Origin of the sequence: Tritonibacter horizontis, assembly GCF_001518015.1 — a bacterium.
GTDB classification, from domain to species: domain Bacteria; phylum Pseudomonadota; class Alphaproteobacteria; order Rhodobacterales; family Rhodobacteraceae; genus Epibacterium; species Epibacterium horizontis.
The window spans coordinates 62,830-78,338 of sequence record NZ_LPUY01000075.1 but is presented as its reverse complement, the minus strand read 5'-3'; the positions used below and the strand labels follow the sequence as shown (position 1 = coordinate 78,338).

Sequence of the window (15,509 nt, the reverse complement as noted above, 5' to 3'; positions counted from 1 at the left end):
GGAGCTATTGTGGCCAAAATACGGTCTATTGCCTGTCCAAAGCGTTAAATGGACTATTTCATCAGCGATGTCAGCCGGGCACCCGCAGAGCTGGGGGCGAGCGCCTGTTGCCCGCCGAACAGTCGCGGCCGGGGCGCAAAGAGGTCTGGATAAAGGATGCGTTCCGCATAGCCCAAAATCGCCCCGGCGCACATCCAGGTCACGGGCACCAATGTATCGTTCACCAGCATATCCACCATCGTCGCCCCAAGTATCAGCGAAATACAAGAGATGTAGGGAGAAATCTCGTCCTGGGGCGTCTTGCGCAGCGCAAGATGCAGCAAAGCCAGTGACCCTGCCAGAATCCCCATCTCTGCCAGATACCCGATCCAGCCAAAGGTGCCGAATGCGATGATCCAGTGACCGTCGGGAATAGACAGGATACGGCCCGACTGGGCCTCCCGGATCAGATTTCGTCCCCAGCCGCCCCAGCCGAACAGCGGCTTCTCGGCGGCCCGCTCCAGCAGCATCTGTTCATTGTCAAACCGATAGCCGAGCGATTGCGCCCGCGCCGGGCTGAAGCTTTCGACATAGGCCACAATCGCATCGGTCGGAATGATGCCGGTGTTGCGCAGCATCGGGTAGATACAGCCGATCAGCGCGATCCCCAGCGCCACCTTGATCTGGAACCGGAACGGCGCGAGCGCCACCAGCGGCGTGAACGCCAGCCCATAGGCCAGCGACGCCAGGCTCTTGCACAGGACGAGCACCGCAAACAGATAGAATGCAGCGAGGCCAAAGCGCACTTTGCTGTTGCCCGTCTGGACCCGCGCCAGCGCCGTGGTCGCCAGAAGCGCGCTCAGCATGAACAGTGCCAGCCAGAGCGCATGCGGCAGAAACACGATCGCCCGGTACCCGCCATTGCGTATCATCTGCGCAAAATCATGCTGGAAGAAGCCGTAGATCCAGACGTTGATCTGCGGGCTGACGCGGATTTCGATCAACGACGGGATGGAATAGATCATGCCGCCGAGGAAAAAGGCGAACAACAGATCCCGATGTGCCTCTGGGGTCGACAGATGTCTCCGCGCGATGAAAAACGGGATCAGAATGATCAGCTGTTCCATCACGACAGAGGCCAGATCGCGCAGCCTCAGCCCGGGGAGCTGATCGACAAAGAACACGATCGGCCCGGCATTTGGCGTTGATTCGAATATGATACCGTCTCTGTTGGTCAGGACCGTGGGCAGGGCACAGAGCACAAACAGACAGACCATCACCCGCATGAACCCGTGTCTGGGCAGGGCAGGCACCGGGGCTCGGGCGACAAACAGGCAGCCGACAAGCGCCATGATTGAGCTGATCGAGAATTTGTCCAGATTGGGCACCAGCGGCAGGGCAAAGGACGCCAGCGGCGGCAGCAACAGGTAGCCACCCATCAGGCACAGCAGGATCGCGCGCGCCACTGGCAACCTTTGAAAAAAGACCAAGGTGGCGACAGGCCAGACCAGAAGCATCATATACGCGATTGCGTTTGGCACGAATTCCCGCCCTACTTCGACCCAATTCCAACTCTAGAGATACCCGAAACAGCTGAATCAAACCATGCTCAGCCGAGCCAGAAACCGACGTCCTGCCCAAATGGCGCATCGAATCGATATGTACTTTTTGTTCAACAATCAACGCCTTGACGTAAATGTGCCCGATTGGGGGCGCCTGGCCTCGTTAATTGTAGATAGATTTCGCACCGGTCAGGGATTTGCCCTTGCGACGGTCAATCTCGACCATCTGGTGAAACTGGCGCAGGATCGCGCCTTTCTCGCGGCCTATCTGGATCACGATCTTGTTGTGGCGGACGGGCGTCCGATTGTCTGGCTGTCGCGACTGGCCAGACGCAGGGTGGCGCTTTTGCCCGGATCGGATCTGATCCTGCCACTGTGCAGGCTGGCGGCGGCGGAAGGGGGGAAGGTGGCGTTTGTCGGCTCCTCCCAACCCGTGCTGGACCGGTCTGCCGCCCGGCTGGTCTCCAGCGTCGATGGCCTGCAGGTCACATATCTTCGTGCCCCGAGTCAGGGTTTTGATCCGGCAGGCGAAGACGCGCGCGCGATCCTGGCAGAGCTGGAAACCGCGGGAATTGCCCTGTGTTTCGTTGCTTTGGGGGCGCCAAAGCAGGAACAATTCGCGCAGTTGGGCCGTCAGCTGTCGCCATCTGTCGGTTTTGCGTCCATCGGGGCGGGGCTGGATTTCGTTGCCGGCCACCAGCGCCGGGCGCCGCGTTGGGTTCGGGCCGTGGCACTGGAATGGCTCTGGCGCATGCTGAGCCACCCGCAGCGCCTGTTGCCACGCTATGCCCGCTGTTTCGCGGTACTGCCGGGACATATCGCGGGCGCGCTGCGGCTTCGGTATCAGGCCAAAGGCCGCGCGGCAAAGGGCTGACCTACCTGTATTCGATCAATCCCCGGTGGCGTCGTAAAACCCGGTTGAGGTGGAATTCGGCAACGCCCTGTGCTTCGGCGAACTTCCCGAGGATCGAAAACCCCGCACGCAGCGCCCCGTCGCGCCGGGCGAGACGCAGAAACTGTGCCGGGTAGGCCAGCCCCAGAATGACCGCAGCCGGTGGGGCGACAAGCGCCGCAAGGATCAGGCCAGCCGGCAAGGCCAGCCCCCAGATCACCGCCCGTCGGGTTTCCCTGACCCAGTGACGCTCGGGCGGAGCGCCATGCAAAAACGCCCCTTCGGCAAAGGCGTGCCCGGCCCGCCGTGTCCGTTTCCACCACTGCGCGAAGCGGGTGATCTTGGCATCATGTTGGGTCATCTCCGCCCCAAGACGCCAGATCACCCACCCCGCCTGGCGCAGCCTGAGGCACAATTCCGGTTCTTCGCCCGCAATCAACGTGTCGCAGTACCCGCCGACCGCCGCGACCGCGTGACGGCGCATCAGGGCATCGCCACCACAGGCCAGGGCCTTGCCCGGCGGCGTATCCCATTCCAGATCGCACAGGCGGTTGTAGGGGCTGGCCTCGGGGAACTGCTCGCGTCGCCGACCGCAGACCACCGCCACCTCGGGCCGCTCCTGCAAAAACCGCACCGCATCGCGCAGCCATCCCTCTGCCACCGTACAATCGCCATCGACCAGCTGGACCAATGGGTCAAGGTCCCCCGGCGCAAGCTGCGCCAAACGGTCCAGCCCGGCATTGCGCGCCCGCGCGGCGGTGAAGGGGAGGTCAACATCCAGCGCGACAACCTCCGCGCCGCGATTTCGGGCCGCCGCGACAGACCCATCGCTGGACCCGCTGTCGACATAGACGATGTGGCGGACCTGCTGCCCCGCAAGACTGTCCAGACAGGCCAGAAGCCGCGCCCCTTCGTTGCGTCCGATGACAACAGCATCGACAACAGCTCCACCAACGGGCGTCGCGAGAGGGGGAGGGCGCTGGGTCATGGGGCCTGTCAGGTTGTTGCGTGCCGCAGCCTAACCTAGCCGCCGACCGCAGGAAACGGCAAAGCCGATCAATAGTCCCGTTTGAAAAAGACCCCCAGACCCGTTGTCCCGGCGCTGTCGGCGGTGCCGGTCACGGTCAGCGATTTGCTCAGATCGAGGTTGATCGTCACTTCGCTGTCGCCTTCTGCGGTGACGTTGAGGTCCGTATAGACATTCTCGGCGATATAGCCGCCCAACCCCAACTGTCCGACGCCAAGGTTATCGGTGCCGAAGTCCACATTGTTGGCTCCCGTCGCATTGCGCAGCGCCTTTTGCGCGCCGCCGCCCCGGCCACTGAGGGTCAGAACGGAGCCGGCAAGCCGCGCCAGCGCCAATGGCGAGATGTCCTGAATGTTGTCGCCGAACAAAAGCAGCGCCAGCGCCTCTTCGCTGGGCCGGGCCGGGTCGGAGGTCACCTGGATCTTGGGGCTGTCAACGCGGCCGGAAATCTCCAGCGTGGCGGTGCCCTGTTCGGTATTGGCGATGGAGCGCAGCTCCAGATAGGGTTTCAGATCGCCCAACAGCGTGATCCGGCCCTCGTCGAGGGTCAGGCGGCTGCCGAGGATATCAAAGGTCCCCCGGATGAGACCGATCTGGCCGGAGGGCGCCGGGTTCGATGTGGTTCCGCGCAGGGTGATGGCTCCGCCCAGCTCGGCATTCAGGCCGCGCCCACGGGCAAAGATCCGGTTCGGGGCGCTGACCACCACATCCAGCGCAATGCGGCTGGTGCTGGCGCCACCAGATCCGGTCTCGATCAATCCGGCCCGCGCCCGCGTGGCGGTCTGGGCACGGCTCTGGCCGCGATGCCGGATCGGCGGGATTGGCGCGGCAGAGACCGCGCCGCCAGCGGTGTTGAGGTTGATGTTGGTCTCGCCCACATCAATCCGGCCCGACAGGCTGCTGTTGCCCGCCAGCGCGCCGGAGAACCGCAGCGCCCCCCCCAGGGAGGTGTCATAGGACAGGTTGTCGGTCAGCACGACCTCTGACAGGCTGATCCGAAGATCGCCGCGATAGGGGGCGGTCAGATTGACAGGGCCGTTGACCTCGATCCTGCCACCATCGCGCGGGCCAGCTGCGAGCGAAATCGTCGCGGTGCCGTTGTTCAGGGAAATCCGGGTGTCGATGCCATCCAGCGCCTGCGCGGCTTGTGGCAGCACCAGCTGTGCATCCTGCGTGGTGATGGTGCCGGTGAGCGAACTCAGCGCGGTTGGACCGCGCAGGGCAAGGTCGAACCGGGCAAGACCCTTCAGCAGGTTCGGCTTCAGGAAGGCATTCGCGCCTTCCAGCCGCAGCGACCCCTTGGCGGTGACGTCTGCCTCGGCCCGGGCTTCGTCCCAGGTGCCGGCAATCCGGGAGTCGATCCCGAGCGGCCCGTCCGCGGTGGTCTCCAGCGTCCAGACGCCATCGGCGCGGCTGGCTTCGCCCTTGGCGGTGAGGACACCGTTCAGGCCTGGGACAACCTGCTGCAGCTGCCGGACCACGGCGTCAAATTGCAGGGCAACCGCGCCGTCGGCTTCGTCAAAGCGGCCGCTGACATCTGCCGTTGCACCGGCCGGACCGGTCACGGTGCCACGCCCCTCCCAGGTACCGGCGCGCCGGGTGGCGCTGAGGTCGGCAGAGGCGGTGCCGCTGACGGATGGCGCAAACCGGCGTACCTCTGCGATCCGGGCATCCAGGTCGAGATCCACGTCGCCAGAGGTCTCAATAAAGCTGCCCGCAAACTCCGCGGTGCTGTCACCGGGGCCGGTCAGGCGGCCTGTGCCCTGCCAGCGGCCCTCACGGCGGGTCGCCGAGAGCGTGGTGGTGGCCTGCCCGCTGACGCTTGGGACAAAATGGTCCAGCTGTGCAATAAGGGCAGAGAGGTCGAGATCGACAGCGCCATCGGCCTCGCCGAAACCGCCGGTGAGACGCGCCTGCGCACCGCCGGCCGCGGCGAGGTCTGCTTGCGCGGACCAGGTTCCGTCCCGCCGTGTCGCCTTGCCAGTGGCGGTCAGGGGCGCGCCTGCCAATTGCGGGGCAAAGGCCTCTGGCGCGCCGACATGGGCGTCGAAGTTGAAATCCGCCGTGCCATCCAGGGTGAGCGCGCCGTCAAGGTCCAGCGCGATGTCGCGGGGACCGCGCATCTGCGCCGTGCCCGTCAACCGATCGCCAGAGCGGTCAAAATTGGCACTCAGGGTCAAGGGGCCGCGCAGCTCTGGCACAAACCGGTCCAGACGCTCCAGCCGGGCGTCGAGCGTCAGCGCGCCATCGGCGCTGTTCAAGGTGCCCTGGCCAGTGGCGCTGACCTCGGCCGTCCGCAGATCAAAAGTCTCGATCCGCAGGCCCGAAGCATCCCGTGCCGCAACCAGTTTCAGATCGCTGTCACCGACAAGCAGCGGGTCCAGATCCGGGTGCCCAATCCCAAGGTCCTGGCCATTCAGCAAGAGATCCACGCCAAAGGCCCCGCTGAGCGGTTGGAAATGGCCGGTCACCTCGCCGGTGGCGGCGCCTGTCAGATCCTGCCCCGCAAGCGCGGAGAATCGGCCAAGTTCCTGTAATTCAATAACAAGCTGGGTTGCAATGCGCAGGTCGTTCTCTACTCCGTTGAACCGGATTTCGCCGCGCGCCGCGTAGTCGTCGCCTTGCAGATCAAGATCGCGGATCAGGAAATCGGCATTGTCCTCGGTCGAGGTGAGCCGGGTGCTCAGTGTCACATCGCGGCCAGTGGCGGCGGCCAGCGCGGGGTCGGCGGGGACAAACCCGCTGAGTTGCGCATCCAGCGCCCCGTCCACGGCAAAGCCCGCCGTCTGATCCAGACGTCCGGCGGCGTTGATGACCGCACGCTGGATGGCAACGTCGGGCGTGCGCAGGCGATCCAGCGCCCCGTTGATCTGCCATTCCGCCTCGGCCCCTTCGGGTTTTTGCAGCGTCAGGTTCACGGCGGCCACGGTTGTGTCGGCGCCGGGCACCGGCAGGATCACCGCCGCCTGGCCATCGGGTGGGGTGATCCGCGCCGTCAGATTGGCGGTGTCCAGGACACCGTTGTTGAGCGCCAGCGCCCCCGTCAGCTGCAACGCGCGGGTGCGCAGGGCGAGGCTTTCCAGCTCCAACCCGCCATCGGGATCTGTCTGCCCCTTCACGGTTGCCCGTAGGCCGGGACCGAAGAAGGGGCGAAAATCCGGGCGCAGCAGCGGGTCGATATCGCCGCCAAGGTCGGCGGCAAACGCCAGCCCGCCAGCCGCCCCAGCCGTGACATCGCCCAGCCCGGACAGCGAAACCGTGCCGCTGATCCGGTCGGTGCCATTGGTGGCAAACCCGATGTCAGCGGTGAAATCCGCAAGCGGCCCGTCGCCCGTGATCGCCAGGCTGAGATCCGGCCGCCCCGGCAGATCCAGCGCGGTCGCCGCCAGCCCGCCTGCCGCCTCGTTCAGCAGCACATCCAGTGTCAGCTGTTCCGTGGCATTGGCATAGGCGGCGGCGAGGGTCAGCACATCGCCGGGCCGGTCGCGCCGCGCCACCCGCAGGCTGGTATCCAGGGCGCCCTCCGCCAGACGCAGGGCACCATCGACAGACAGCGTGGCTTGCTGGCCGACAAGTGCTTGACCCAGGACGATTTCACCGGCCGAGATCTCACCGATTTCCAGCGCAACCGGCAGGTCCGGCAGGGCAAAGGGGGTGGCCTCGGGCGTTGGCAGCTCCGGGTCGGTCGGCAGGGCCTTCGGGCTGCGCTCGACGATGATGCGGTCGGCCTTCAGCAGGTTGACCGAAAACGTGCCGCGCACCAGCGCGAGCCGGTTCCAGTCCAGTTCGGCACCTTCGACCGTCAGCCAGATGCCGTCTTCGTCCGACACCGTGAGCCGGGCGATCTTGGCCTGAGAGGAAAACGCGCCCTCCAGTCCTTGGACGTCGATCTGGCGGCTTTCGCTGGACAGCGTGTCTTCGAGAAAGGACACCAGAAGGCCACCGGACTCCGATGCGTCCTGTTGGGCCTGCGTGGTGACCGGAACCAGGGCGGTGGTCGCGGTGAGAGTGGCGAGAAATGCGAGGGTGCCTGCGTTGTGTTTCAAAACGCCTGTCCTATGCCAATGTAAAACTGTAGCCCGTCGGCGTCGTCGCCGGAGACGGGCACTGCCAGATCCAGCCGGATCGGGCCAATGCCGGTGACATTGTAGCGAAGCCCGATCCCGGCGCCGGCGTGATGTTCGCTGTCGCTGCTGACAAAGCTGCCGGCGTCAACAAATCCGACATCGTAAAAGCCCACGAGCGAGATCGCATCGGTGATGCGGCCGCGCACCTCGCCGGACAGCGCAAGATAGCTGCGCCCGCCCGCCACATCGCCGCCGACATCGACCCCAAGCGATTGGTATTCCTGCCCCCGCACGGACCCGGCACCGCCAGAGAAATACAAGAGGGTCGGCGACACGTCGCTTGCCTCCGGCCCGATCACAGACCCCACTTGCACCCGGCCGGCCAGAACGACCCGCCCGGTGCTGCCGAGCGATTTATAGCCCCGGGCATCAAGGTTGATTTTCAGACCCGGATCGCGCCCGTCCAGTCCGACAAAGGGAATGACTTCGCCGTCCAGGTAATACCCGGCAGAGGCATCGGTCTTGATGTTGCGCTTGTCGCGTTCGCCGCGCAGGCGGGCGGAGAGGTAGTTGAAGTCCCGGCCCGCGCCGTAGGCGTCATCCGCCTTGACCAGATAGAGGCCGACCGACCCTTCGACGAAGGTGGTGTCGGATACGATGCGCCGCAGGCCGACCTCGCCCAAAATACTGGTGGCGGAGTAGTGCTCCTCCTCGGCCTTTTCCAGCGCGCCGGAGTAAAACAGCGTCTCATCCGTGCCCAGGGCCGCCGGGCGGTCAAGCCGTGCGGAAACGGTGCCATCGACGTCGCTGCTGCCCAGGCCGCGCAGGGAGAGGTCGATCTTCAGCCGTTCTGCGCCGCCAAAGAGGTTCCGGTGCATCCAGCTGGTGCTGACCTCCAACGCTTCGGAGGAGGAAATCTCCACCCCGAAGGTGAACCGGCGCTTGGGCAAGTCTTCGACCGAGGCGACAAAATCCAGGGTACCGTCCGGGTTTGGCGTCTCTGCCTGCCGCAGCGTGACGGAGGAAAACGCCCCCGTGCGGCGCAGTCGGGCCGATGATTTGGAGACCAGATCCGGGTGGTAGACCTTGCCGCTGGCAAAGCCCGCAATCTGCTGAATAGCGGCGCGGCGCACATCCGACTGGCCTTCGATTGTCATCTTCCCGAGCCGCAGCCGGGGGCCGGGCGCAATCCGCAGGGTCGCATCAAGCCGTTGCTGGACCGCGTCTGCGGTGATGTCTTGGGATGCCAGTTTCACCTTGGCGTGGCCAGCCCGGTCCCAGGCCGCAAGACCTGCGGTCGCCGCAGCCTGGATGGCGCCGGTGCTGGCGGGACGACCGGCGGCGAAATCGTCCGGCAGGTTTGCCGCCGGGCGCTCGGGCAGGGGGGTGACCACGGCCTGCCCAAAGGTGAATTTCGGCCCCGGATCAACGGTGATGACGATGTTGTCGATGCTGCGGGGCGGTGTCAGCAGGTTGATCTGCGCCGCCTCGCGCCCATCCAGTGTGATATTGACGACCGGGGCAAAGTGGCCCGCGTCGTAGAGAACCTGAACCAGAGTGAGGTAATCCGAAAGCGCGGCGGCCAGCGTTTCTTGCACTCCGGCCTCGTCGCCCAGGGACAGGGATACGCTGGCATTTTCCAGATCATCGGACAGATCAGCCGTGGCGCCTGGCGCCGTCAGCGATGTGGTCAGCGCCTGCGCGGGGGCGGCCCCCAACCAGCAGGTGGCAGCCAGCGAAACAGTCATCCAGAAGGAGCGAAAAGGGCGCAAGTCAGGGCGCGCAATCCGGCGCGGATGGGAAAGGCTGGTCATGTGTACTCCGGCAGCGGGCGGTCTTGTGATGCGTCGTCAGTGTCGAGAGAGGCAAATAGCCTGTGACGCCGCAAAGTCGACGCTACACGCTTGATGCCGGTGAGAAAACCACTTCGACGGGTGGCGGGGCACGGATTATGGCTCGTGTTGCAGCGACAGCGAGAAGCCGCCGATCAGTCGGCTTCGGCCATTTTTGCCGCAACGTCGAGCATGCGGGCGGAAAAGCCCCATTCGTTGTCGTACCAGCCGAAAATGCGAAGTTGACGGCTGTCAACTATCCGGGTCTCCGGCGCGGCGATGACGAGGGATTCCGGTCTTGCCCGCAGGTCGGACGACACCAGCGGCTGATCCGTCCACCCCAGCACCGGCGAGCGATCTGCGGCTGCGCGCAGCGCGACCATCAGGTCCGCTTCTGCCAACGGGGTGTTCAGTCGTGCTACTAGGTCAACTGCCGACACGCTGGCCGTTGGCACCCGGACAGCGGCGCCGGAAATGCGCCCCCGCAGATGTGGCAGGACAACGTCAATCAGATGCATGGCAGAGGTGGTGGTCGGGACCATCGACTGTGCACCGCCGCGGGAGCGGGCAAAATCACCGCGCGGCGCGTCCACCATCGGTTGCGAATTGGTATAACAGTGGATGGTCGTCATATGGCCGCTGTCGATGCCGGCGACCTGATCCACCAGCTGCACCAGTGCGGCCACCGCATTGGTGGTGCAGGAGGCATTGGACACGATCCGCGCGCCTTTGATGTCTTTGGTGTTGACGCCGTAGACGACCGTAGCCTCTGCCGCCGGAGACGGGCCGGAGATCAGGACCTTGGTCGCACCGGCACTCAGGCCGCGTTCCGCCAGATCGGTAGAGCGCGCGATGCCGGTGCAATCCAGCAGCACATCGGCGCCGGACAGATCCAGCGCGGTGACATTGGCCTGCTGGTGCAGCGGAATGCGCCGACCGTCGACCACCAGGGCGCCGGTCTCCAGTGCCACCTGCCCCGGAAAGGGGCCAAAGGTGCTGTCGTATTGGAAAAGATAGGCGCACATCTCCGGTTCGGCGATGTCGTTGATGCAAAGAACCTGGATCCCTGAGCCGCGGGCGGTGGTCAGGATCTGACGCAAAATCGTACGGCCAATACGGCCGAATCCATTGATCGCTATCTTCATGCGCAAAGCTATGGCACCGGCGATCCGCTCCGGCAATCCACCCGCACAATTCTTGGGCGACCTTGATACAATTGACCGCTGTTGCGATTTCGAGCCATTTGCGACCCTTCCTGTCATGATTCCGTCTTGCACTGTTTTGGGGCCGCTGCTAGCGTCCGCGCAGCACATGGGAGAACCGCCCCCGACGCCTTGCGTGGGGAACCGGTGCCGAAGGAGCAACCGCCCCGGAAACTCTCAGGCCAAAGGGACCGTGTGCGGGACACTACTCTGGAGAGATCCCGGCCTATCCGGGACGCCGAAGGGATAACGATCTCAGGCGCAAAGGACAGAGGGGGCATCGAAGCGTGCAGGAGTAGTCTGCATAAAACCTTGGATGCCGGATGCATATTGACGCGTTGACATATTGTGACCTGACCGCACCGGCTGCAGACGTAGAAAGCAGGCCGAAATGTCGGATCTGAAGACCACGCCCCTGACCGAATTGCACCAGAGCCTGGGCGCCAAGATGGTGCCCTTTGCCGGCTATTCGATGCCGGTGCAATACCCGATGGGCATCATGAAAGAACATCTCCACACCCGCGCCAAGGCCGGATTGTTTGATGTCAGCCATATGGGGCAGGTGATCCTGCGCGCCGACAGTTACGAAATGGTCGCGGCGGCGTTTGAACGGCTGGTGCCGATGGATGTGCTCGGCCTGCCCGAGGGGCGCCAGCGCTATGGTCTGTTCACAAACGAGGCCGGCGGCATCGAGGACGACCTGATGTTTGCCAATCGCGGCGATCATCTGTTCGTGGTGGTCAATGCGGCCTGCAAGGACGCCGATATCGCCCGGATCAAGGCGGCGCTGGAACCCGAAATCGCGGTCACACCTGTCACCGACCGGGCATTGGTTGCGCTACAGGGCCCGGCGGCCGAAGCGGCGCTGGAGGCGCTGGTGCCGGGCGTTGCTGCGATGCGGTTCATGGATGTTGCCACCTTTGCATATGAGGGGGCCGAGCTTTGGATTTCGCGGTCGGGCTACACCGGCGAAGACGGCTATGAAATCTCCGTGCCGGAGACGGCGGCAGACGGGTTCGCCAAGGCGATCCTGGCCCATCCGGATGTCGAACCCATTGGCCTTGGTGCGCGGGATTCGCTGCGGCTTGAGGGCGGTCTGTGCCTTTATGGTCATGATATTGACGGTGAAACCCGCCCGCTTGAAGCAGCATTGGGCTGGGCCATCCAGAAGGTGCGCCGCCCCGGCGGCGCCCGCGCAGGCGGCTTTCCCGGCGCTGAGGCGGTGTTTGGCGATCTGGGTGGCGCGGCGCCGCGCAAGCGGGTGGGCCTGCTGCCCGAGGGGCGCGCGCCGATGCGCGAAGGGGTCGAACTCTTCGCCACCGCAGAAGGCGGGGAACCCATCGGACGTGTCACTTCCGGGGGCTTTGGCCCGACGGTTGGCGGACCTGTCGCAATGGGCTATGTCGCGGCCGAGCAGGCCGCCGTGGACACACAGATTTTCGGCGAGCTGCGCGGCAAGCGTATGCCTGTCACAATTGCGCCGCTGCCCTTTGTGGCCGCGAACTTCAAACGCTAACGTCGTGCCCAGCAGACGGTTCAACACAGGAAAAGACTCCCATGAAATATACCGAAGAACACGAATGGTTGCAGGTTGAAGGCGACATCGTAACCGTGGGCATCACCGCCCACGCGGCTGAACAGCTGGGCGATGTGGTCTTTGTCGAACTGCCCGAGGTGGGCACCGAAGTGACCCTGGACGAGGAAATCGTGGTGATCGAGTCGGTCAAGGCCGCCTCGGACATTCTGGCACCGCTGGATGGTGAAGTGGTCGAGGTGAACGATGCCATCGTCAACGAACCTTCCAAGGTCAACGACGACCCGGAGGGCGAGGCATGGTTCTTCAAGCTGAAGGTGTCGGACATGTCGCCAATGGACGACTATATGGACGAAGCCGGCTACAAGAACTTCATCGGCTGATGATCAGGGCCCGTTGCCATCCGGCGCGGGCCATTCCTTTCCACGCGCGGCAAAACCGGGCTCGCCCGCCCTGTGCCTGCGCGTCGTCGACCTGCATCCGATTACCCTGAAGGAGGCGCCTCATGCCTTTCGAACCGACAGATTACCTCCCCTATGATTTTGCCAACCGGCGCCATATCGGGCCTTCTCCAGAGGAAATGGCGCAGATGCTGAAGGTTGTCGGGTTCGACAGCCTCGATGCGCTGATCGACGACACGGTGCCGCAGTCGATCCGTCAGGCAAAGCCGCTGGATTTCGGCCGTCCGATGTCCGAACGCGAACTGCTGTTCCACATGCGCGAAGTGGCCAAGAAGAACATGGTGATGACCTCGCTGATCGGGCAGGGCTATCACGGCACGGTGACGCCGCCGGCGATCCAGCGCAATATCCTGGAGAACCCGGCCTGGTACACCGCCTATACGCCCTATCAGCCAGAGATTTCCCAGGGCCGCCTTGAGGCGCTGCTGAACTTCCAGACGATGATTTCTGACCTGACCGGGCTGGAGATCGCCAATGCGTCGCTGCTGGACGAGGCCACCGCCTGCGCCGAAGCGATGACCATGGCGCAGCGGGTGTCGAAATCCAAGGCCAAGGCGTTTTTTGTCGACCGGGACTGCCATCCGCAGAACATTGCGGTGGTGAAAACCCGCGCCGAACCGCTCGGCATCGAGGTGATCGTCGGCAACCCCGACAAGATGGACGCGGAGGCCGTCTTTGGCGCGCTGTTCCAGTATCCCGGCACCTATGGTCACGTTCGCGACTTTACCGATCACATCGAAAAACTGCATGCGCACAAGGGCATTGCCGTTGTGTCTGCCGACCCATTGTCGCTGACCCTGCTGAAAGAGCCGGGCGCGATGGGGGCGGATATCGCCGTTGGCTCGACCCAGCGTTTTGGCGTTCCGGTCGGGGCCGGCGGGCCGCATGCGGCCTATATGGCGACCAAGGATGCCTTCAAACGCAACATGCCGGGCCGCATTGTCGGCGTGTCCGTCGATGCCCATGGCAACAAGGCCTACCGCCTGTCGCTGCAAACCCGCGAACAGCACATCCGCCGTGAAAAAGCGACCTCCAACGTCTGCACGGCGCAGGCGCTGCTGGCGGTGATGGCGTCGATGTATGCGGTGTTCCACGGTCCCAAGGGGCTGCAGGCCATCGCGCAGCGCATTCACCGCAAGGCGGTGCGGCTGGCGACCGGGCTGGAAGAGGCCGGGTTCAAGGTTGACCCGCAGGCGTTTTTCGACACCATCACCGTTGATGTCGGCCCATTGCAGGCCGCGGTGATGAAATCCGCCGTCGATGAGGGCATCAACCTGCGTCAGGTCGGGGAAACCCGCGTCGGCATCACGGTGGATGAAACCACCCGCCCCGAAACCATCGAGGCGGTCTGGCGGGCCTTTGGCATCACCCGTGCCGATGATAACTTCACCCCCGCCTATCGCGTGCCGACGGACATGCACCGCAAGTCGGACTATCTGACCCACCCGATCTTTCACATGAACCGGGCCGAAACCGAGATGATGCGCTATATGCGTCGTCTGGCGGATCGCGATCTGGCACTGGACCGGGCGATGATCCCGCTTGGCTCCTGCACGATGAAGCTGAACGCGGCGGCCGAAATGATGCCGCTCAGCTGGCCCGAATTCTCGACCATCCACCCCTTTGCCCCGGCAAACCAGCAGGCGGGCTATAGTGAGATGGTGCAGGATCTGTCGGCAAAGCTCTGCGATATCACCGGGTATGACGCGATCTCCATGCAGCCGAATTCGGGCGCGCAGGGGGAATATGCGGGTCTTCTGACCATCGCCGCCTATCACCGCGCGCAGGGCGAGGGCCATCGCAACATCTGCCTGATCCCGATGTCGGCCCATGGCACCAACCCGGCCTCGGCCCAAATGGTCGGCTGGACGGTGGTGCCGGTGAAATCCGACGACAAGGGCGACATCGACCTTGAGGATTTCCGCGCCAAGGCGGAAAAACACGCGGCCGCTCTGGCGGGCTGCATGATCACCTATCCCTCGACCCACGGTGTGTTCGAGGAAACCGTGCATGAGGTCTGCAAGATCACCCATCAGTTCGGCGGTCAGGTCTATATCGACGGGGCCAATATGAACGCGATGGTCGGCCTCAGCCGTCCGGGCGATCTGGGCGGTGACGTCAGCCACCTGAACCTGCACAAGACCTTTGCCATTCCGCATGGCGGCGGCGGTCCCGGCATGGGGCCAATCGGGGTGAAATCGCATCTGGTTGCGCATCTTCCCGGCCATCCGGAAACCGGTGGCGTCGAGGGGCCGGTCTCTGCCGCACCGCTTGGCTCTGCCTCGATCCTGACCATCTCCTGGGCGTATTGCCTGATGATGGGCGGGGCCGGGCTGACGCAGGCGACCAAGGTGGCGATCCTGTCGGCCAACTACCTCGCCAAGCGGCTTGAGGGGGCCTATGACGTGCTGTACAAAGGGCCGACGGGCCGGGTCGCGCATGAATGCATCCTCGACACGCGCCCCTTTGCCGACAGCGCCGATGTGACCGTGGATGATGTGGCCAAACGGCTGATGGACAGCGGGTTTCACGCGCCCACCATGAGCTGGCCGGTGGCGGGCACGCTGATGGTGGAGCCGACGGAGTCGGAAACCAAGGCCGAGCTGGACCGGTTTGTCGATGCGATGTTGTCGATCCGCGCCGAGATCAAGGCCGTGGAGACGGGCGAAATGCCGCGCGAGAACAACGCGCTGAAGAACGCGCCGCACACGATGGAGGATCTGGTCAAGGACTGGGATCGCCCCTACACGCGCGAGCAGGGGTGTTTTCCGCCCGGTGCCTTCCGCGTCGACAAATACTGGCCGCCGGTCAACCGCGTCGACAATGTTTACGGCGACCGCAATCTGATCTGCACCTGCCCGCCGATGGAAGACTACGCCGAGGCGGCCGAGTAAACCACCAGATGTTGATGATACCAGGGGCTCCCGCAAGCGGGGGCCCTTTTTGGTGAAGC

9 protein-coding genes and 1 riboswitch are annotated in these 15,509 nt (G+C 64.3%); of the genes, 4 read left to right on the top strand and 5 right to left on the bottom strand.

Annotated features, from left to right (window positions below; translation table 11 throughout):
* Nucleotides 1–53 precede the first annotated feature (53 nt).
* A complete protein-coding gene (locus TRIHO_RS13590; protein ID WP_068244635.1) occupies nucleotides 54–1,520 on the bottom strand; it encodes a hypothetical protein in 1,467 nt (488 codons plus the stop codon).
* Nucleotides 1,521–1,638: 118 nt separating this feature from the next.
* Between TRIHO_RS13590 and TRIHO_RS13585 the strand changes: the two genes are divergently transcribed.
* Complete coding sequence (locus TRIHO_RS13585) at nucleotides 1,639–2,415, top strand: WecB/TagA/CpsF family glycosyltransferase (protein ID WP_068244805.1); 777 nt, start codon at nucleotides 1,639–1,641, stop codon at nucleotides 2,413–2,415.
* Between the two features lies 1 nt (nucleotide 2,416).
* On the opposite strand, the gene TRIHO_RS13580 is transcribed toward TRIHO_RS13585, so the two are convergent.
* From TRIHO_RS13580 to TRIHO_RS13565, 4 genes are all read right to left on the bottom strand, one after another.
* Nucleotides 2,417–3,421 (bottom strand): glycosyltransferase, encoded by a 1,005-nt coding sequence (locus tag TRIHO_RS13580; RefSeq protein WP_068244629.1) that lies wholly within the window; start codon nucleotides 3,419–3,421, stop codon nucleotides 2,417–2,419.
* Nucleotides 3,422–3,489: 68 nt separating this feature from the next.
* Complete coding sequence (locus TRIHO_RS13575) at nucleotides 3,490–7,506, bottom strand: translocation/assembly module TamB domain-containing protein (protein ID WP_068244626.1); 4,017 nt, start codon at nucleotides 7,504–7,506, stop codon at nucleotides 3,490–3,492.
* The gene (locus tag TRIHO_RS13570; protein WP_106406191.1) at nucleotides 7,503–9,275 is read right to left on the bottom strand and encodes an autotransporter assembly complex protein TamA; all 1,773 of its coding nucleotides are present in this window, start codon (nucleotides 9,273–9,275) and stop codon (nucleotides 7,503–7,505) included. Before TRIHO_RS13570 ends, TRIHO_RS13575 begins: the two co-directional genes overlap by 4 nt.
* 239 nt (nucleotides 9,276–9,514) lie before the next feature.
* Entirely contained in the window at nucleotides 9,515–10,504 is a 990-nt protein-coding gene (locus TRIHO_RS13565) for a type I glyceraldehyde-3-phosphate dehydrogenase (RefSeq protein ID WP_082705139.1), read from the bottom strand.
* Between the two features lie 157 nt (nucleotides 10,505–10,661).
* Nucleotides 10,662–10,765: riboswitch (glycine riboswitch) on the top strand.
* A gap of 187 nt (nucleotides 10,766–10,952) precedes the next feature.
* On the opposite strand from TRIHO_RS13565, the gene gcvT reads away from it, so the two are divergent.
* The 3 genes from gcvT (at nucleotide 10,953) to gcvP (ending at nucleotide 15,450) form a co-directional block, all read left to right on the top strand.
* Nucleotides 10,953–12,077 carry a glycine cleavage system aminomethyltransferase GcvT gene (gene gcvT / locus TRIHO_RS13560; RefSeq protein ID WP_068244618.1) on the top strand — a complete coding sequence of 375 codons (1,125 nt, stop codon included), beginning with the start codon at nucleotides 10,953–10,955 and terminating at the stop codon, nucleotides 12,075–12,077.
* 41 nt (nucleotides 12,078–12,118) lie between these two features.
* Nucleotides 12,119–12,478 carry a glycine cleavage system protein GcvH gene (gcvH, locus tag TRIHO_RS13555; protein ID WP_068244616.1) on the top strand — a complete coding sequence of 120 codons (360 nt, stop codon included), beginning with the start codon at nucleotides 12,119–12,121 and terminating at the stop codon, nucleotides 12,476–12,478.
* Between the two features lie 122 nt (nucleotides 12,479–12,600).
* The gene (gene gcvP / locus TRIHO_RS13550) at nucleotides 12,601–15,450 is read left to right on the top strand and encodes an aminomethyl-transferring glycine dehydrogenase (RefSeq protein WP_068244614.1); all 2,850 of its coding nucleotides are present in this window, start codon (nucleotides 12,601–12,603) and stop codon (nucleotides 15,448–15,450) included.
* The last annotated feature ends 59 nt before the right edge of the window (nucleotides 15,451–15,509 follow it).